This is a genomic window from Bacillus methanolicus MGA3 (assembly GCF_000724485.1).
Classification (GTDB): domain Bacteria; phylum Bacillota; class Bacilli; order Bacillales; family Cytobacillaceae; genus Bacillus_Z; species Bacillus_Z methanolicus_A.
This window is the reverse complement of the sequence record NZ_CP007739.1, coordinates 329564-349492: the sequence shown is the minus strand read 5'-3', so window position 1 is coordinate 349492 and position 19929 is coordinate 329564. Positions and strand designations below refer to the sequence as shown.

17 protein-coding genes, 1 tRNA gene and 2 riboswitches are annotated in these 19929 nt (G+C 40.8%); of the genes, 3 read left to right on the top strand and 15 right to left on the bottom strand.

Annotated features, from left to right (window positions below):
* Positions 1 to 91 precede the first annotated feature (91 nt).
* The 4 genes from BMMGA3_RS01860 to BMMGA3_RS01845 form a co-directional block, all read right to left on the bottom strand.
* Positions 92 to 925 (bottom strand): MetQ/NlpA family ABC transporter substrate-binding protein, encoded by an 834-nt coding sequence (locus BMMGA3_RS01860; protein WP_003348336.1) that lies wholly within the window; start codon positions 923 to 925, stop codon positions 92 to 94.
* An 88-nt stretch (positions 926 to 1013) separates the two neighbouring features.
* Complete coding sequence (locus BMMGA3_RS01855) at positions 1014 to 2219, bottom strand: acyl-CoA dehydrogenase family protein (protein ID WP_237712873.1); 1206 nt, start codon at positions 2217 to 2219, stop codon at positions 1014 to 1016.
* Entirely contained in the window at positions 2212 to 4200 is a 1989-nt protein-coding gene (locus BMMGA3_RS01850) for an AMP-binding protein (RefSeq protein WP_003348341.1), read from the bottom strand. Before BMMGA3_RS01850 ends, BMMGA3_RS01855 begins: the two co-directional genes overlap by 8 nt.
* 2 nt (positions 4201 to 4202) lie before the next feature.
* Positions 4203 to 5369 (bottom strand): acetyl-CoA C-acyltransferase, encoded by a 1167-nt coding sequence (locus BMMGA3_RS01845; protein WP_003348342.1) that lies wholly within the window; start codon positions 5367 to 5369, stop codon positions 4203 to 4205.
* Positions 5370 to 5543: 174 nt separating this feature from the next.
* A riboswitch (SAM riboswitch) is annotated at positions 5544 to 5651 on the bottom strand.
* A gap of 230 nt (positions 5652 to 5881) precedes the next feature.
* On the opposite strand from BMMGA3_RS01845, the gene BMMGA3_RS01840 reads away from it, so the two are divergent.
* Positions 5882 to 6202, top strand: coding sequence for a hypothetical protein (locus tag BMMGA3_RS01840; RefSeq protein WP_003348347.1), 321 nt, complete (start codon positions 5882 to 5884; stop codon positions 6200 to 6202).
* A 193-nt stretch (positions 6203 to 6395) separates the two neighbouring features.
* Here the strand turns inward: BMMGA3_RS01840 and BMMGA3_RS01835 are convergent, their stop codons facing one another.
* The 6 genes from BMMGA3_RS01835 to BMMGA3_RS01810 form a co-directional block, all read right to left on the bottom strand.
* On the bottom strand, positions 6396 to 7865 hold the full coding sequence (locus tag BMMGA3_RS01835) for a nicotinate phosphoribosyltransferase (RefSeq protein WP_003348349.1): 1470 nt from the start codon (positions 7863 to 7865) through the stop codon (positions 6396 to 6398).
* Between the two features lie 445 nt (positions 7866 to 8310).
* Positions 8311 to 9273, bottom strand: a complete 963-nt coding sequence (locus BMMGA3_RS01830) for a S8 family peptidase (protein ID WP_003348351.1) — start codon at positions 9271 to 9273, stop codon at positions 8311 to 8313.
* Between the two features lie 227 nt (positions 9274 to 9500).
* On the bottom strand, positions 9501 to 10415 hold the full coding sequence (locus BMMGA3_RS01825) for a diacylglycerol kinase (protein WP_003348354.1): 915 nt from the start codon (positions 10413 to 10415) through the stop codon (positions 9501 to 9503).
* Between the two features lie 263 nt (positions 10416 to 10678).
* Positions 10679 to 11509 (bottom strand): undecaprenyl-diphosphate phosphatase, encoded by an 831-nt coding sequence (locus BMMGA3_RS01820; protein WP_003348358.1) that lies wholly within the window; start codon positions 11507 to 11509, stop codon positions 10679 to 10681.
* 572 nt (positions 11510 to 12081) lie between these two features.
* Positions 12082 to 12948, bottom strand: coding sequence for a fructosamine kinase family protein (locus tag BMMGA3_RS01815; RefSeq protein ID WP_003348360.1), 867 nt, complete (start codon positions 12946 to 12948; stop codon positions 12082 to 12084).
* Positions 12945 to 13415 carry a low molecular weight protein-tyrosine-phosphatase gene (locus BMMGA3_RS01810; RefSeq protein WP_003348361.1) on the bottom strand — a complete coding sequence of 157 codons (471 nt, stop codon included), beginning with the start codon at positions 13413 to 13415 and terminating at the stop codon, positions 12945 to 12947. Before BMMGA3_RS01810 ends, BMMGA3_RS01815 begins: the two co-directional genes overlap by 4 nt.
* 300 nt (positions 13416 to 13715) lie before the next feature.
* Here BMMGA3_RS01810 and plsY point away from each other — a divergent pair, with 300 nt between their 5' ends.
* Together plsY and BMMGA3_RS01800 are read left to right on the top strand one after the other, a co-directional pair.
* Complete coding sequence (gene plsY / locus BMMGA3_RS01805; RefSeq protein WP_003348362.1) at positions 13716 to 14327, top strand: glycerol-3-phosphate 1-O-acyltransferase PlsY; 612 nt, start codon at positions 13716 to 13718, stop codon at positions 14325 to 14327.
* Positions 14328 to 14520: 193 nt separating this feature from the next.
* On the top strand, positions 14521 to 15030 hold the full coding sequence (locus BMMGA3_RS01800) for a MerR family transcriptional regulator (protein ID WP_003348363.1): 510 nt from the start codon (positions 14521 to 14523) through the stop codon (positions 15028 to 15030).
* A gap of 146 nt (positions 15031 to 15176) precedes the next feature.
* On the opposite strand, the gene BMMGA3_RS01795 is transcribed toward BMMGA3_RS01800, so the two are convergent.
* From BMMGA3_RS01795 to gatB, 5 genes are all read right to left on the bottom strand, one after another.
* Entirely contained in the window at positions 15177 to 15380 is a 204-nt protein-coding gene (locus tag BMMGA3_RS01795) for a hypothetical protein (protein ID WP_003348364.1), read from the bottom strand.
* Complete coding sequence (gene thiC, locus BMMGA3_RS01790) at positions 15358 to 17127, bottom strand: phosphomethylpyrimidine synthase ThiC (RefSeq protein WP_003348365.1); 1770 nt, start codon at positions 17125 to 17127, stop codon at positions 15358 to 15360. The genes BMMGA3_RS01795 and thiC overlap by 23 nt, the downstream gene beginning before the upstream one ends.
* 94 nt (positions 17128 to 17221) lie before the next feature.
* Positions 17222 to 17743, bottom strand: coding sequence for an energy coupling factor transporter S component ThiW (gene thiW / locus BMMGA3_RS01785; protein ID WP_003348366.1), 522 nt, complete (start codon positions 17741 to 17743; stop codon positions 17222 to 17224).
* Between the two features lie 115 nt (positions 17744 to 17858).
* Positions 17859 to 17969, bottom strand: a riboswitch (TPP riboswitch).
* A gap of 173 nt (positions 17970 to 18142) precedes the next feature.
* Positions 18143 to 18216 (bottom strand) — tRNA-Pro (locus tag BMMGA3_RS01780).
* A 274-nt stretch (positions 18217 to 18490) separates the two neighbouring features.
* Positions 18491 to 19918 (bottom strand): Asp-tRNA(Asn)/Glu-tRNA(Gln) amidotransferase subunit GatB, encoded by a 1428-nt coding sequence (gene gatB / locus BMMGA3_RS01775; protein ID WP_003348367.1) that lies wholly within the window; start codon positions 19916 to 19918, stop codon positions 18491 to 18493.
* Positions 19919 to 19929 lie beyond the last annotated feature (11 nt).

Genomic DNA, 19929 nt, shown 5'->3' with positions numbered 1-19929 from the left:
AGAAACATTGATCATGTTTTCAATATTCAGCAACCACGGGTGCATGGCTCTTAGTTTTGGGTCAGCCTCAAAATTTTTAGGTACGATCCAATTATTTCATCCAGTCTGGCCAAACGTAGCCTTTGTACTTTTCATTTTCTTCATTTAATTTCTTAAATTCTTTTGATTTATAGGCTTCTATAATATCTTTAACGAATTGGGCGTCTTTATCTTTCCCTCTAACAGTGACTCCAATCATATAATGAGGCGGAGTTTTTTCTAATACAACGGCATCTTTCAATTTTAAACCGGACGAAATGGCGAAGTTTCCATTAATAAAAGAGTAATCGACATCTTCAAGCGCTCTTGGAAGCTGCGCCGGTTCAAGCGGCTTAATTTGAATTTTTTTGTTATACTTGGCAATGTCTTTTTCAGAGGCTTTTGTTGGATCTACTCCTTTTTTTAAGGTAATTAAACCAAGCTGTTGAAGCATGATAAGGGCGCGCGCCTGGTTTACAGGGTCATTGGATGTCGCTACAGTCATTCCATCCTTGATTTCATCGATTGATTTATGCTTTTTGGAGTAAATTCCGATCGGGGCTGTCGGGACTTTTATCACCTCGACGAGATCCATGTTTCTTGATTTGGCAAACTCCTTCATGTAAAGCTCGTTCTGAAACACGTTTGCGTCAATCGATCCTTTATCAAGGGCGATGTTAGGCTGAATGTAATCATTAAACTCAATAACTTCGACCTTGTATCCTTTTTTCTCTAAGTAAGGTTTGATGCCTTCGTTAACCTGGTCGCTGTACGGCCCTGCTGTAGCACCTATTTTAATCACCTTTTTCTCTGAACCATTTGCCTTTTGGTCCGAGCCCGAGCATGCTGAAATTACCAAAGAAAATACCAAAAGGACTGCTAACAATACTATTTTATGAGATCTCAATTTATTATCCTCCTTTTTCAATTAAAAATGATGTTTTTTCATTTGGTTTAACACCGGATGATCTTCTTCAAATCATTAATTATGAGCTCTAATTAAAATTTTTCAATGCTTGTTTTGCTAGCAAAGAAATAACTGCATCATCCATCGGCGGATTGTGAATCCCTGTCCTGACATCCCTGTAAAAACGCTGAAGCGGGTTGGATTTTTGCAGGCTTCTAGCCCCTACAATTCTCATCGCTAAATCAACCACCACATTGGCGCTGTTGACTGCTATATGTTTTGCTGCTGCCAATTCTCCGGCCATTCCTTCACGTTTGTCAGGTTCTGTATCCCAGCGTCGTGCCACAGAGTAAAGAACGTTTCTTGCTTTTAAAAGCTCCAAATCCATTTCGCCAATTTTCCTCTGGACCTCTGGAACATCTTTAATTGGACTCTGAAGGCTGTTCGGCTGATATTCTGCCGCAAACGAAACTGCATAATTTCTGGCCGCAATTGCAACTCCGAGATAGCAGGCCGGAATATGAAGCAGCCACGCTCTCGAGGTCTTAGAATTCGGATTATCCAATTGATCCAATTCTACAAGCGCATCTTCAGGCAGCTCGACCTGATCAAGGATAAGGTCATCACTTCTCGTACCGCGCATCCCAAGCATATCCCAGTTTTCTTCCACACTGACTCCTTTAAGTCGATGATCGACCAAAAAAGAGCCGACCTCACCTGATTCTTCAATCGTTGCTGTTACTAATGAATAATCAAGGGCAACTGCCATTGACGCAAACGACTTTCTTCCCGTAATTATCCACTTGCCATTTTTTTTAACTGCGATAGTTTGCGGTTTGCCGCCTCTCGTTGGACTTCCTGTTGCAATCTCTGTCGCCAAACGGTTAATCAACACCTTGTTTTGCACAACTTCCCGGCATATTCGTTCAAACTGGGCGCTTTCCCATGTCTGCCTTTCCCTGAGGTCATATAAAACCCCAAGGTGCCACCCAATACATAAAGCGGTGGAAGCATCGCCCTGGGCGATCCGCTCCTGCAGAAGGACAAACTCATAGAGCGAAATCTCTTCGCCTCCATATTTTTTTGGAACAGTAAGGGAAACGTAGGAGGAGTTTTTCAATTCCCGAAAATTTTCAAACGGAAACCGCCCCTCTTCATCGATTTCTGCCGCCCTCGTGTGGAAACGATCGGCAAGCACCGATGCTTCATGAAAAAGTTTTGCCTGGCGCTCATTTTGAATAAACGGTCTTGTCAATTCCTCAGATAGATTGATTTGTTTACGTTCTTTAGCCAATATACTCAATTCCCTTTCCCCTTTCGGTAATTTCCTTTAGCGCTCCGCTGTTTTTCAGGGTAGAAATATCCCCTGGTGGCTCGCCAAGATACGATGATTTGATGACTCTTCTGGCAATTTTTCCGCTCTCTGTATATGGTAGCTCTGAGACGATATAAACTTTATCCGGCTTCAAGGCTTTCCCGAGAGAGCGTTCTGCATAAGCTTGCAATTCCTGTTCCAAATCAGAATGTGATCCCTCACGCTCGTGTATAACAGCAAATACAACAGGGACTTCACCTTTTACCGGGTGCGGGATTCCGACCGCTGCTGCTTCCTTTACCGCTTCGTGAGCCGTAATTGCTGCTTCGATTTCTGATGGGCCGATCCGTTTTCCGGCCACCTTGATTGTGTCGTCAGAACGTCCAAGCAAATACCAGAATCCATGTCGGTCCACTGCGGCAAAATCACCGTGTGCCCACATTCCTTCCCACTTAGACCAATAGGCATCTAAATAGCGCTTATCATCGTTCCAGAATGATTTCGTCATTCCTACAAACGGTTCAGTAATGGTTAAATCCCCGACTGCATGGTCCACTTTTTCTCCGCGGTCATTGACGACGCTAGCAGCCATTCCCGGTATTGGCCCATGGAACCCGCATGGTTTCAGCGGAAAAATTGGATAAGTACCCAATATTCCACCAGACACTTCTGTTCCACCTGAATAATTAATAATTGGACACCGCCCGTTCCCGACTTTTTCTAAAAACCAATACCAAGCCTTCGGATTCCACGGTTCCCCTGTCGAACCAAGAATTCGTAAAGATGAAAGATTAGGTACGGTAACATCTTTAGCCATCAGTGAACGGATGAGAGTAGGAGATATCCCAAAGATCGAAACTTGATGACGCTCAATTAATTCCCATAAACGCCCTTCGTGAGGATAATCCGGACTCCCTTCATAAAGGATAACCGTTGCGCCAAGCACTGCGGCACCGAGCAGCAGCCACGGTCCCATCATCCAGCCAAAGTCTGTCAACCAGAATATGCGGTCAGTTCTTTTTAGATCGAAACAAAAATACAAATCGAGCGCGCTTTTTAACGGAAATCCTGTATGCGTATGAACTGTTCCTTTCGGCCGTCCGGTCGTCCCAGATGTATACAAAATCATGAAAGGATGATCGGAATCGACAAATTCGATTTCTGGTTCCTGGGATGAATGGCTTCCAATTAAATCCTCATACCATATATCTTTACTCGGATTTAAAGCAATATTTCGGTTTAAACGGTTCACAATAATGACTCGCTGCACCGATGGAGCTAGCTGAATTGCCCTATCAGCTTCCTCCTTCAGCTTGACGGTCTTTCCACGGCGATAAAAACCATCGGCTGTAATCAAGACTTTTGCTTCACCGTCGTTCAGCCTTGATGCGACGGCCTCGGCCCCGTAGCCTGAAAACACCGGAATGACAACCGCACCAATTTTTGCACAGGCAAATAAAGAAATTTGTGTTTCCGGAATAGGCGGAAGGTAAATCCCAATGCGGTCTCCTTTAGAAACTCCAAGGGATTTAAGAGCAGATGCCAGCTTATTTACTTTTTCGTTCAGTTCTTTGTAGGAATAAGATATCGAGCAACCATCTTCACCTTCCCAGATCAATGCAATGGCATCTCCTCTTCCAAGCCTGATCTGTTTTTCAATGGTGTAATAATGGAGATTGGTTTTTCCACCTACAAACCACTTAGCAAATGCAATGCCTTTTTCTGTATTCAAAAGCTGTTCATACGGCTGATGCCAAGGGATTTCAAACTCTTCAAGCACGCTATTATAAAACCACCCCGGGTTCTGTATCGACTTTCTGTGAAGTTCTTCGATGTTGGAAATACTGTGTTTTTTCATGAATAATTGGATGTTTGCATTTTCAATGAGTGTTTTATCAGGTTTCCATACTGGCTCTTGCTGATTGAGAAAATCAAAAGTTTCTTGAATATTTGCTGTCATGGTTACCACCTCTCCGGAACTTCTACTAAGACTGCTGTTCCCTGGCCGCCCCCGCCGCAAAGTGCCGCAATTCCTTTTCCGCCGCCGCGCCGTCTTAATTCATGAACAAGAGTTAAGAGCAACCGGAAACCGGTGCCTCCTAATGGATGGCCAATGGCGATCGCTCCGCCGTTAACATTCACTTTTTCAAATGGAATCCGCAGTTTTTTGCAACTGGCAATTGCCACACTGGCAAATGCTTCGTTTATTTCAAACAAATCTATATCATTGACCGAAAGTCCCGTCTTTTCGAGGACTTTTTCAATTGCTTGAGCCGGTTTTAAATGGAGGCTTGTATCCGGACCGGCAATATCTGCCCAACCGATAATTCTTGCAAGCGGTGTGTATCCAAGTTTTTCAGCGAGCGTCTCACTTGCGACAATTCCGGCACTCGCTCCATCTGACATTTGCGATGCGTTTCCGGCAGTAATCGTTCCATCTTCTGTAAATACAGGACGAAGTTTAGCTAGTCCTTCAATCGTGGTGTTAGGGCGAATGCCTTCATCTTCCTTTACCAATTCTTCATTCACGTATACAGGAGTAATTTCTTCCTGCAAACGGCTTTCTTTTAATGCTGAAAAAGCCCTTTGCTGTGAAAGGCAAGCAAATTCATCCTGTTCCTTACGAGTGATTCCGAGTTCTTTGTTTTTCTTGTCAGTCAATACACCCATTAATTCGTTTGAAAGAGAGCACCACAGCCCGTCATTGATTAATGTGTCCGTGAACTCTGCTTTTCCAAGAGTGACGCTTTTTCGTAAGTTAGCTATATGCGGAGCGTTTGTCATCGAATCATAGCCCCCGACTATGTATAACTGCCCTTCCTGTAATGCAATCCTTCGAGCAGCATCCGCAACGGAAGCCAATCCGGCAAGACAAACATTATTAAGCGTAATCGCAGGTACCGAGAGATCTACTCCCGCTTCTACGGCAACTTTTCGTGCTGGATTTTGTCCTTCTCCCGCCTGGATTACCTGTGCAAGCAAAACTCCGTCTGCCTTTTTTGCCTCCGGAATCCGACGAAGCAATTCCTTGACTGCAATGGTTCCCAACTGTTTGGCTGTTACATCTGCCAGTTTTCCTCTAAACTTTCCAAATGGGGTGCGGACTCCTTCTAAAATAACGGTTGCCATACTTTCTTTTCCTTTCCTGTCCAAATAATGGTTTGTAAAAATAGCCACTTATTAAGAGTGTTTCGCAATAATCCCAAAAACCTTATCCAGCGTGGAACTCTCACGGCACTAAAAAGAGCAATAAGAAAAGCCTCTTTCATTCTGAAAGAGGCTACTTTTTTTCCGTTCAGTTTCACCTTATCTTTCAGAATGAATTGCTCATTCTGCAGGATTTAGCACCGTTCCATAAAGGAGGTTGCCGGACGTCATTGGGCCTGTTCCCTCGGTCACTCTTGATAAGAGTCTATTTTGTTTTTAAATTTTCTTGATAGTTTGAATATTAAAACCCATTTGCTTTATTGTCAACTTTATTTTTTGCCGATAAGTTTTAGAGAGCGTTTACATCATTGTCTCTGTAAGAAAAAAATTTTTTTCTTTTCTGCGTAATTTTCCAATCCCTATTTAAGTGAAATGTCTGAATTTATTCCTTTTTGGCGATAAAAGTAATAATCAAATTGGAACGGAGGCTTAATATGCAAGGCATATCCTTCATTAATGAGAGAAAAAGATTACATGGCTTATCAAGTAAGGAAAGTATCCAACTGCAGAAAGAGATTCTTTTCGATTTAGTGGAAAATAAAAAGATTCATTTGGTCAAGCTAAATCCCTATCAACTATATGACTATTACACCATTCCGCATGCTCTTTTATATGATTTAAAGCTGAACAAACCAAATCTCGATTGCCTGGTTATATATTCACCGGAAGTGATAGAAGAGTTTATTCATCTTTATCCCGCCCGGTGGATATTGCTAAAAAGTTATTTTAACGAAATTATTACTGCTAAGCCATAATTCCAATTTGAAAATCTGGTTTTTAATCGATTCCAACAGTTTATCGATCCTTTTTTTCCTGATTTCTCGATTCATTTTAGAAATTTTTCAATCTATTTCCCTAGACTTCAAACATTCAGAAGAATTAAGCTAAATTGAAGTTACCTGTAAAAAATAGAAGAGCCTATCAAATTATCTGATAGACTCTCTCCACTTAACTTTCCGTCATTTTATTAACCTTCTCGCGGACCTCTGCGATGTTGCGCATTTTGTTCTCCCAGCACTTTTGGCTTAAATCAACCGGATATTCCTCAGGATTCATCGTACGTTTGTATTCATCCCAAAGCAAAGCGAGATTTTTACGGAAATACTCGCGTGACTCTTCAAGGCTTGGCAGCTCAAAAACAAGCTCGCCGTCTACGTAAATATCTTCATGCAAATCTTTTGCGACAAAATTAGAGATAGATTTGTTAATGTACTTATGGACCGGATGGAACATTTTCAGGTGTTCTTCCTGCTGTGGATTCTCATCCTCCAAGGCGATGTAATCCCCTTCAGCTTTGTTGTTGACAGTATTAATAATTCGATAAACTTTTTTCAGTCCGGGCGTCGTAACTTTTTCAGGGTTGGCTGATATTTTGATTGAATCCACCATGTTACCGTTTTCATCTTCAATTGCAACAAGTTTATAAACAGCTCCTAGAGCAGCCTGATCGTAGGCGGTAATCAACTTCGTGCCGATTCCCCAGCTGTCGATCTTTGCACCCTGGGCCTTTAAGTTCATGATCGTATATTCATCAAGATCACTGGAAGCAACAATTTTCGTATCATGAAATCCGGCTTCGTCGAGCATTTTACGAGCCTTTTTTGAAAGATAGGCAAGGTCTCCACTGTCGAGGCGGATCGCTCTAAAATTAATTTTGTCACCCAGCTCTTTTGCCACACGAATCGCGTTTGGCACGCCGGAACGAAGTGTATCATATGTATCAACCAGGAAGACACAATCTTTATGAGCCTCTGCGTATTTAAGAAAAGCAGAATACTCATCTTTATATGCCTGCACCATAGAATGAGCAAGGGTTCCGGCAACAGGAATGCCAAACATTTTTCCGGCGCGGACGTTGCTGGTAGAATCAAAGCCGGCAATATACGCTGCTCTTGTTCCCCAGATTGCTGCATCCATTTCCTGCGCTCGTCTCGTACCGAACTCCATTACTTCTTCATCGCCGACAACTTGCTTGATTCTAGCAGCCTTTGTTGCAATCAGCGTTTGGTAGTTCACAATATTCAAGAGAGCCGTCTCAATCAGCTGCGCTTCAGCAAGCGGAGCGTCAACCCGAAGAATCGGCTCATTTGCAAAAACCAATTCTCCTTCTTTCATGCAGCGGATGTTCCCAGTAAAACGCAAATCCTTTAAATAACTAAGAAAGTCCTCACTATAACCGATTTCTTCCCTTAAATATTTTATATCGCTATCGGTAAAGCGGAAATTTTGAATATATTGAATAATGCGCTCCAATCCGGCAAACACAGCATATCCGTTGCCAAATGGCTGTTTCCTGAAAAACAATTCAAATACCGCTTTCCGATTATGTATGTTATCACGCCAGTATGCCTCAACCATATTGATCTGATAAAGATCAGTATGCAGTGTCAAGCTGTCATCATCGTAAATATGTTTCACTTTTTTCCCTCCAACCACTTTATCCACGTTGTCATGATATTTCTTTTACTAAAAGAGAATCTGTATCTTAAGAGCTTTCCCTTATACTTCCTGTATTGAATCTTATGAATGAAATTTTCCCCAAGAATAGCAATTGCCTTCATTTCCCTTTATTATATGCTAAAAGACCTTATAAAAAAAAACAATACGTCTGTATCGCCAAAGTGAACTCCTCCATCCTAAATCCAACGACTTTTTATGATAGGAGAGATTTGGAACTAACGTTCGTAAAGTTATTTTACCATATTAAGAGTTTTTTTGTTATTAAAAATATTGCAAAAAATAAAAAAGTTCTTTTTCATCACCGCTAAATCAGAGATTTGTAATGAGGCCCCCGGCGGGAAAAAAGAAAAAAAAAGAGATGAGACCAGGAAGGTGATTCCCGGTACCATCTCTATAAAAACATTTATTTTACTAATTCAACCAGAGCTTTCTCGTCAAAAACTTTCTTCACATAATCGAGCAGCGTTAAATAAATAAAGCCGTTCCCTTCAAGCTTTGGAGAATTGCCGAGCGGTACCGTCCGCTTAATTAATTGGGCATATAATTCTGGTTCGGTCAGTTCTCTTTCAAAAGCAGATTTTGATAAGTTTTTTATCAATGCCAGTGAACCTGAAACATGTGGAGTGGCCATTGAGGTTCCGCTTAGAGTTGCGTAACTTCCATTTAAATATGTGGAAAGGATTTTTTCTCCAGGGGCAACTATATCAACTTGATTATTGGAATTTGTAAAGTGGGAGGAATGTCGTTCGAGATCAACGGCTCCAACACTAATAACTTCGTTATAGGAGCCCGGATAAGCAAATTCATCTGTTATATATTCGCCGTCACCTTCATTACCAGCTGCGCAAACGACAAGAATATGATGTGTCAGTACTGCTTCTTTTATTGCATCATGCAATTCTTTGATGTCAGACGGTCCGCCTAAAGACATGGAAATGATATCTACTTTTTGCTCAATTGCATAGCGAATGGCGTTTATAATCCAATCATATTGCCCTGACCCGTCTTTTCCGAGAACTTTTAAGATTAGTAGATTTGCTTCAGGGGCAACACCTGCAACTCCGTTATTGTTTAAGCTAGCGGCAATCGTGCCTGCTACATGGGTACCGTGCCCATTATAATCTTCAAATATTTCCGGATTTCCGCCATCATCCTTTGTAAAATTACGTCCGGCAATAATTCGGTCTTTCAAGTCAGGATGGTCTGTATCACAACCGGTATCCAGCACCGCAACTGTAATTCCTTTTCCTTTTGTTTTTTCCCAGATTTTCGGAGCTTGGATAATGTCAACACCTGTTGGGATTTCATTTACTTCATTCAGCTGCTCAACCAATTTGTGCGGGATTACATGAACATAGTTTTTCATATTACTCCCTCCTCAAATTTGTTTGAAAGCCAGCTCTGGTTGTTACAAACATCATACCAATTCTATTTTCTAAAAAGTAGATTCGAAGGATGTGTTTTACTAGATAATAATATAGGATAATTTTAGTAGTTTAGGCATAAAACAGAAAAAACAGCATCTTTTTACCACTTTAAAGCATCGAGGGCCAGACCCTCACCGCTTTAAAGCAGCGAGGGTCTGGCCCCCTTTCATAACGGACGGTCTTGCGGACGAATTTTTTCAATTGGCACGAAAACTTCAAAATGCCGGTAAAGGTTTTCAAATTCCGCAGGAAGCAATCCACCGTATTCTCCGTCAAGGTTCAATTGCACTTTTTCGTCGGAATAAACCTTAACTCGGTTTGCTTTTGTATAAATAACATTTTCATCATTTAAATGTTCGCCGCGAATCGCTAGTGTTGCGATCCTGATAAAATCAGCAAGATTGATTTTTTTCAGGATTAATAACGTAAACAATCCATCGTTAATTGATGCGTCAGGGGCTAGCTTTTCAAAACCTCCGACTGAATTCGTCAAGGCAACAAGGAATAGCATTGCTTCCCCTTCAAAAAGCTTTCCATCATATTCGATGCTGAATTTTGTTGCCCGAATGGACGGAAGCATTTCAATCCCTTTTAAATAATAGGCGAGTTGGCCAAGCACTGTTTTCAGCTTGCTCGGCACCTCATATGTTAACTCTGTCAGCCGCCCGCCTCCGGCGATATTAATAAAATAGCGATCATTCATTCTTCCAATATCGACCGGAATCGTATCACCTTTTACGATAATGTCTGTCGCCGCTTCGACATCCCGCGGAATATGAAGCGCACGGGCAAAGTCGTTCGTTGTCCCCATCGGAATAATCCCAAGCTTTGGCCGATATTCCTGTTCCGCCATCCCGTTTACCACTTCATTGATTGTGCCGTCTCCGCCAGCAGCAATTACGATATCGTAGCGGCGCTCCACAGCAGTCCTTGCTGCTTGTATCGCATCTCCCTCGCCAGTCGTTGCATGGCAGGAAGTTTCATAACCGGCCATCTCTAGCTTTTGCAGCACTTCTGGAAGGTGCTTTTTAAACAATTCGCGGCCTGAAGTTGGATTATAAATGATTCTCGCTCGTTTCATCCCCATCATCCTATTAATGAAATTAAGTCTTATTAAGTTTACAAATAAAGCAGAACTTCTTATGGAGAGTTCCTGTAAATTTTCGGATTCATGATACTCACATATACCCTGTCTGTCCGGACATAAGCATATACCTTTTTAAAGCCTTTTGCCAAAAAAACAGAATTTTTCCAGGCAATTTCTAAAAACATGACAGAGTATATTTCACTTTTTTAGACGAAATTAACAAGAAAAAGATACCATTTTTTTAAAAAATTGTTTAATTAAAAGTAGACAATATAAATAATGAGAGCCAAAAGTATCCGATAAATTGCGAACGGCACGAGTTTAATTTTATCAATGAGCCTTAAGAAAAATTTAATCGAGATCAAAGCAAATACAAATGCACTAATAAAGCCTGCAATAAAAAACGGAAGGTCATCGATCGAAATATATTCAAGGTTTTTCAATAATGAAATCCCACTCGCCCCGGCCATAATCGGTACAGCCATCAAAAACGTAAAGTCAGCGGCAGCGCGATAACTCAATCCTGCCAAAACACCGGCTGAAATCGTTGCGCCTGAACGAGAAAATCCAGGCCATAAAGAAAGACATTGAATAAGTCCAATTATTAGAGCTTGTTTATATGTAATTTGGTCAACCGTGTGAACTTTCGGGTTTTTGCCGCCAAATACATCTGCAATAATCATCAAAACTGCACCAATGACTAAACCAATTAACACGGTAGCAGTGGAAAATAAATATTCATCAATATAATTTTCAAATAAAACTCCTAAAATACCTGCTGGGATTAATCCAACAATAACGTGTGTTATCTTAAGACGCCCTTGACCTGCAACTCCATCTTTGCTGCGGCGTCTCAATCTTAACAAATCAAAAAATCGGTCCTTCATAACGACAACAACAGCTAAAATCGAGCCAAGCTGAATGACGACTTTAAACGTATTTGCTCCATATTTTGTTAAAAACTCCTCTGATTTAAGCCACATATCATCCACGATAATCATGTGCCCCGTTGACGAAACAGGAGCAAATTCTGTTAATCCTTCTACAATCCCCAAAATAATTGCTTTTAAAATCGTGATAAAGTCCATTGTCAATGTCTCCTCATTTCATTTTAATCTAAACAAAAAATGGGAGCGGCTTTTCTTTTGTACTCCCCTCAGAATGCGGCGGCATATCCCCGTTATCACTGGAACATATTCTTCCCATCAAATTTTTCAATGAAATTATTTCTTTCTCTTAAATCATGCCATAGACTGAGCGAAACTGCAAAAAGTAACCATTGCCAGAGCACAAGTCATAAGTAGTAAATTGCTAATGAACAAATGTAGACTATGTGTGAATCAAGGAATACAAATGTATTTGCCGTTCCAGTGGCATCTCTCCTTTATCGATTATACTTGTTAAAATTAAAACCGCAAAACCAATTCAAACCATTCGTAAATAAATAGATTACAAACAAATCAAAAATTTAATTTCTCTGCACAAAAGAAAAATACCCACAAAACTTGACTCTGTCATGTTTGCGGGGTGATTTGCATTAATTTTGATTCTGGTCATCATACGTGGCAACCACATCTTGGTAATTTTTAAGAATCCGATGGCTGCCACACATCATTCCAAGTCTTTATTATGGTTCAAACTTCATTTATCCTCATATTGATTAACCCACATAATATCTTAAAATACGATCCACGCTCGGACCGTAGGATTCACCAAACAGATTCAAGTGCACAAGCAAGTAATACAACTGGTAAAGCGGGCGAACTTCCTCATAATCATCTGATAATGGCTGTACATCACGATAGGCAGCATAAAAACGCGGGGAAAAGCCTCCAAACAATTCGGTAAAAGCAAGTTCAAACTCCCTTTCCCCATAGAAGACAGCTGGATCAATCAGATAAGGTTCTCCCCCGGGTCCAGCCAACCAGTTCCCACTCCACAGATCCCCGTGCAGCAGAACAGGCTGGTGATAATCAGGAACCCATTGATCAAGTCTGTCTAGCAGCTTTTCAAGCCTTGTTTTTCGTCCAATGGGGAGCCTCCCTCTTTTATCAGCTAATTTTGCTTGAAATCCTAAACGCTGTTCTCTTAAAAATCGAATCCAGCTCTTTTCCCAGCCATTAGGCTGTGGCAGTTTGCCGATATAATTGTTTTCAGCCAAACCATAGTGTGTATGGGTGTGCTGGTGTAATAATGCAAGTCCATGCCCTAAACGGGATTCCGTATCAGGTGCTGGCTCTCCTTTGACCCATTCCATGACGATATACCCGTCATCGGCTGATGGGGAACTGACATGGTACACTTGTGGAACAGGCAAGGCGCCTGCTTGGCGTAAAAGGTTTAAACCCTCAGCCTCTTTCTGAAAGAAATCCTTAGCAGCCTCATCGTTGATTTTTATAAAATAGACTCCATTGGCTGTTTTCGCTTTAAAAGAGCGGCTAATATCACCACCGGAAACAGGTGTCACCTCATTGAGCGGAGATTGGTCTCCCATTTCACGCAAAATGTTCTCTACTTTATGTATCATAGATGCTCACGCTGGCGGATATAATCCAGCAAGTGATCACAACTCTCATTAATCAGCTTATACACATACTCAAAGTTTCCTGAATAATAAGGATCGGGGACATTCAGGGTGTCACTCCCGGGGAGAAATTCTAGCAAACGGACAATTTTAGATTGATGCTCATGAGGAGCCAACTGTTTCAAATGGCGGACATTTTCCTTATCCATGGCAATGATATAATCAAACTCTTCTAGATCTTTCGTGCCTATCTGCCTTGCTGTTACCCCAGTATAGTCAATCTTGTGCTCAGTTAGAATCCGACGAGTTCCTTCATGAGGGGGCTGCCCCACGTGCCAGTGGCCGGTTCCAGCAGAATCTACAAAAATTTTATCCTCCAGTCCTGCCTCTTTTACTTTATGTCGAAAAACTGCTTCAGCCATGGGCGAGCGGCAAATATTGCCCAAACAAACAAACAGTACTCTAACCATGGTTGACCTCCTTCCAATCTATGTATCTTTAAATTTGACCAGCTTTTATGGCAAAATATTTTAAGTGTTTATGATTTTAAGACACAAACACCACAAGCATGCTGAACGGTTTGGGAGAAAATTTTTTAGAATATTATAAATAATTAATTAAGATAAAAATATTATATGGTAAAATGCTGTTAAATACAATTTTGATAGGGTTTGTCCATCATTAGTTTGCTTGGGAGGTATATATGTTCGCCTATTAGTTTATGAAACGAATGATGGAATGTCTTAAATAATAAAGGATGTAAGATACTAATGAAATGGTTTCTTTTTCTTTTGGCCTATCTTTTAGGGTCCATCCCGACTGCTGTCTTATTCGGCAAATATTTTTTCAAAATAGATATCAGAGAACATGGAAGCAATAATCCCGGAGCAACAAATACATTAAGAGTATTGGGGAAAAAAGCTGCAGTTGTGGTATTGCTCGTCGATGTCGGAAAAGGTGCTCTTGCTGCTGTGCTCCCAACTTTGTTTTCGGTTCAAATTGAACCTCTGTATCTTGGGATTACTGCTGTCATCGGTCATTGTTTTCCCGTTTTTGCCGGCTTTCGGGGCGGAAAGGCAATTGCGACTACCGCAGGGGCTCTCCTCATTTCAAATATTTGGATGTTCGCAATTGCTTACATAACCTTTTTTCTAGTGATCACACTTACGAAATATGTGTTTTTCGGATCAATTTCAGTCGGTTTATCTTTATTCATTTTTTCGTTATTTCACCAGGATACATTCCATTCGATAGTTTTTGTACTTTTTACGATTTTTCTTATTTTTCTGCATCACTCCAACATCCGGAACTTCATTAATAAAGAAGAACCAAAAATCAATGACAAACGAATCAAAAAAGACAGAATCAATCCTCCTGCATAAGGGTCTGGCCCTCTTTTAACATGGACTAGGCCTTTCCCTCATTACGTTTATCGACATCCTTAAAGAAAAAAACACAAGAAATCCACTTTCTTTGCCGAATAAGAACTTGTTTTGTCAACAGGAAAGGAATTCTCTTAAGAATAGCGAACTGTATCTTTAAAGATAACGAACAGTAACAAGAGGAGGGATCATGATGAATACAAGTGCTGTTGCAAAGTTGTTAGGGGTTTCACAAAGCACGGTACAGCGATGGGTAAAACAGCTGGATCTTAAAATGGAACGAAATGATCTTGGCCATTATGTGTTTACAGATGAAGATATTGAACTTTTAAAACAAGTTCATGAGCAGCTCAAAAACGGTGTTCCTCTTCAAGATCTTGCCGTTACTCAAAAAAAAATACGCAAAGGTACAGCTAAGACATCAAATAATGTTAGCGTCAACGAGGAACTAGTCAATAAAATAAATGATTTAGAAAGAAGACTCAATGATAAAGCAGATTCCGTCGTCTCCTACCAGCTTCTTCAGCACCGCCGCGAAATCGAGGAACTGCAAAATGAAATAAAAAAACTGCATGAACGCATAGAACTTCTTGAGCAAAAGCAGAGCGAGAAGAAAAAATCAGAAAACTTGCTTGTTTTTGATCAGACTGGTCAAAAAAAGAAACAGAGAAAAAAATTTATCACCATGCTGTTCGGTTTTTAAAAGAGGCTGACCAAAACTAAGCGCCGGGCACCCAAAATTACTAAATATTGAAAATATGGACGATGTTTCAACAATATTTAGTAACTTCAGAGGGGAGCCAGGCACTTATAAGGCCAGCCTCTTTCCAAACTCTTTTTTCTTGCGTTTTAATAATATTGGATATCAATTTTTTGACACTTTATGCATTTTCGAAAGCCTTCAAATTCAAGGAAAACATGTTTGCAAGTTTGTTGAATGAAGTGTATTTGCTGTTCTAATTTATTAATATTTTCCTTGAGACGTTTCACTTCTTCCTGCAGCTCTTCAACAACAGCGGAACGCTGATCTTTATTTATATATAACTGATCCATTATCGACAAACTCCTGTGCTTTTTCTTTCATTCCAGTCTTAATAATTTCTTCTTCCGTCATGCCCTTTTCCATTGCCATATTCCGAATATCCTGTGAAATCCGCATTGAACAGAACTTAGGACCACACATTGAACAGAAGTGAGCCGTTTTTGCTCCCTCGGCTGGAAGTGTTTCATCATGATACTCCCTCGCCCTGTCAGGATCAAGAGAAAGATTAAACTGGTCATTCCAGCGAAATTCAAAACGTGCTTTTGATAGAGCATCATCTCTTATTTGAGCACCTGGATGGCCTTTTGCTAAATCAGCAGCATGTGCCGCAATTTTATAAGCAATAACCCCTTCTCTAACATCATTTTTGTTCGGCAAGCCCAGATGCTCTTTTGGCGTAACATAACAAAGCATCGCTGTACCGTACCAGCCGATCATCGCCGCGCCAATTGCTGAAGTAATATGGTCGTATCCCGGCGCTATATCTGTTGTTAAAGGTCCCAATGTGTAAAATGGAGCCTCCTTGCAAATTTCCATTTGCTTTTCCACATTCTCTTTTATACGATGCATCGGTACATGCCCAGGTCCTTCAATCATTACTTGGACGTCATGCTTCCATGCTATTTCTGTAAGCTCCCCTAACGTTTGCAATTCTGCAAATTGCGCTTCATCATTCGCATCAGCGATCGAACCCGGTCTTAGACCATCTCCCAGTGAGACCGAAATGTCATACGTTTTTAAAATCTCACAAATCTCCTCAAAGTGAGTATACAAGAAATTTTCTTCGTGATGAGCCAAACACCATTGAGCCATGATCGATCCACCGCGGGAAACAATCCCTGTTGTCCGTTTTGCCGTTAATGGAATATAACGAAGTAAAACTCCGGCATGAATGGTAAAGTAGTCAACTCCCTGTTCAGCCTGCTCAATTAATGTATCCCGGTAAATTTCCCATGTCAGATCTTCAGCAACGCCTTTCACTTTTTCAAGTGCCTGATAAATTGGCACCGTTCCGACTGGGACCGGAGAATTTCGAATAATCCATTCTCTCGTTGTATGTATGTTTTTTCCTGTCGATAAATCCATGATTGTATCGGCACCCCAACGGACGGCCCAAGTCATTTTTTCAACCTCTTCAGAAATCGACGAGGTTACGGCTGAATTCCCAATATTCGCATTAATCTTTACATGGAAATTGCGCCCAATAATCATTGGCTCGGCCTCAGGATGATTAATATTTGCCGGTATGATTGCTCTACCCTTTGCTACCTCACTGCGGACAAATTCAGGATCCAGCTGTTCTCTAATCGCAATGAACTCCATCTCAGGGGTAATGATTCCCTTTCTTGCATAATGCATTTGCGTAACATTACGCCCTTTTTTCGCTCTAAGCGGCCGATTGTTAGCATTTGGAAAAACCTCGATCTTCCGGTTTGCTTCATCTTCGCTGCGGTAACCATTGTCCTCAGGCTTAACAGATCTGCCCTGATATTCTTCAACATCTCCTCTTTCCAAAATCCACTTTCTGCGAAGCTTTGGAAGCCCTTTTTTCAAATCAACCTCATAATTCGGATCAGTGTATGGTCCACTTGTATCATACACACGAACAGGCTTATTTTCTTCTTTTCCAAACATGGTTTCCGTTGGGCTAAGTGAGATTTCCCGCATCGGAACTTGAATATCAGGTCTTGAACCTTGCACATACACTTTTTTGCTTCCCGGAAAAGAATACATCATTTGAGTCACATTGGTTTTCATAAAATAGTTCCTCCTCATATTTTATGTATTTATTGAAAACATGCGGCTTTAAAGAGAGCGGATGAGCACAAAAAATATTAAATTGCTCATTCAATCAAATCCTGTTAATAAAAGAGGTTTTTTTAATTACCTTATCTTTGGCCGCAGTATTTCTTAAGAAAACAGTCAAAATGACATAACCGATAAAAGCACCTGATAAAGAGCTAACCATAAACGATGGAATGAATCCAAATAACGTTGCTTCTTTTCCCATGAATAGAAACGCAATCGGATATGAAGCAAGAGCACCCAGCAATCCTGTTCCGATGACTTCACCAGCAAAAGCCATGTAAATCTTTTTCGTCTTCAAATACAAATATGCTGCCAAAAAGGCTCCTATCATACTACCCGGAAATGCAAAAACGGAGCCGGTTCCCATCAAATTTCTTAAAATGGAAACGCAAAGCGCTTGGGCAACTGCGTAATACGGGCCCAATAAAACCGCTGACAAAACATTTATAAAATGCTGCATTGGGAAAACCTTGGCAAACCCAATAGGAATAAAAAACATGTGGCTAGTCAATGTGCCAATTGCAATCATCATGGCAGTTAACGTAAGCTTCTGTGTTTTTTTCATAAAAAAATCCCTCCAATGTTCAGGCACTGGGGGGGCAAGGAAAACCATGCAAATATTCACATAATCGCTGGAGTCAAAAAAAGCAGACTCCAACGGAAGGAATCTGCTTTTGTATGACTAAGTCAATACACTTCCCTACGCTGGTACTAACCAGATCAGGTAAAAGGGTCAAAGATTGCGGATCTTTATCTCAGCCGGCCATTCTCCGGCACCCCTAGTGCCAATTATTTTATTGTCATAGTTTAATATAACATAGTCATGAATGATTGCAAGGACTTTTTTGATTTTTTTCTCCCTTTAGAAAATTCTATTTAATTAAGAAATGACAAAAAAGGGTCTGACCCTTTGATATTGAGCCACCCCCCTTTGATTTTGATTATAACTCTTCAATATTAAAAATCGGGATAACAGGATTCGAACCTGCGACCCCTAGCACCCCATGCTAGTGCTCTACCAAGCTGAGCTATATCCCGATGGCATACATTTTACTATATTCGCTGGATCTATGCCAATATCCTTTTTCTACACCATTCTTCAAAAAAACGCTGAACAACTGTTTAATCAAACGTTTGATTAAATTCTGAAAGAGTACATAAATATCAAACACTTTTCCCAGGAAATAGATGCGGAAATTGTCAAAAAGCTGCTGAGCTCATTTCGACAAAAACAGTGCCGACCAGAAGATTGAACTTAATCTGTTAAAAATTAAAAAGCTGACGGGTAATTTTAAACCCGTCAACTCCAAAATTATAGCTTTTGCAATTCTTGATTTAATAATTTATTAACCAACGGTGGATTTGCTTGTCCTTTTGTTGCTTTCATTACCTGGCCGACAAGGAAGCCAATCGCTTTACTCTTCCCATTTTTAAAGTCTTGGACTGATTGCGGATTCGCCTCTATTACTTCAGCAATAATTTTTAGAAGCGCGCCTTCATCGGAGATCTGAACTAGTCCTTTTTCTTTGACGATTTGCTCTGCATCTCCGCCATTTTCAATTAACTCTTTAAATACTGTTTTGGCGATTTTCGAAGAAATTGTGCCATTTTCAATCAGCTTAATCATTCCTGCGAGGCTTTCGGGTGTTAAAGACACTTCGTGAAGCTCTTTTTGCTCCGCATTTAAATATGCAGACACCTCTCCCATTATCCAGTTCGATGCTTGTTTCGGATCTGCACCTGCTTTCACGGTTGCCTCAAAAAAATCTGCCATTTCTTTTGTTACTGTTAAAACAGCTGCATCATAAGCAGGTAGTCCCAGTTCTTCAATATAACGTTTTTTCCGCTGGTCAGGAAGTTCAGGTATTTCCGCTCTCACGCGTTCTTTCCATTCTTCATCAATATACAATTCCACAAGATCAGGCTCTGGGAAGTAGCGATAGTCATCCGAACCTTCTTTCACACGCATTAATATCGTCGTATTTGTCGCTTCATCATACCTGCGTGTTTCCTGCTGAATCGTTCCGCCTGCAAGCACCACTTCCCGCTGGCGTTTTTCTTCATACTCCAATCCCTTTCGCACAAAATTAAAAGAGTTTAAGTTTTTCAACTCCGTTTTGGTTCCAAATTCTTTTTGGCCAACCGGGCGGATTGATATATTTGCATCACAGCGGAGCGAACCCTCTTCCATTTTACAATCAGACACACCCGTATATTGGATAATTGATTTTAATTTTTCAAGATAGGCATACGCTTCGTCAGGAGTACGGATATCCGGCTCTGAAACAATTTCAATTAACGGCGTACCTTGGCGATTTAAATCTACAAGAGAATAGCCGTTTTCATGGTTTAATTTCCCTGCATCTTCTTCTAAATGAAGGCGGGTAATTCCAATCTTTTTCTTTTTCCCGTTCACTTCGATTTCAATCCAGCCGTTCTTGCCGATCGGCTTATCGAATTGGGAAATCTGATATGCCTTCGGATTGTCCGGATAAAAATAGTTTTTGCGGTCAAACTTCGTTTCTGTTGCTATTTCACAGTTTAGTGCCATGGCCGCTTTCATCGCGTACTCGACAGCCTTTTTATTCAAAACAGGCAGTACGCCCGGATATCCGAGTTCAATGACAGAAGTATTTGTGTTAGGTTCAGCGCCAAATTGGTTCGGGCTTGCAGAAAAGATTTTGGAATCAGTTTTTAATTCTACGTGTACTTCAAGGCCTATCACTGTTTCAAAGTTCATTCTTCTCACCC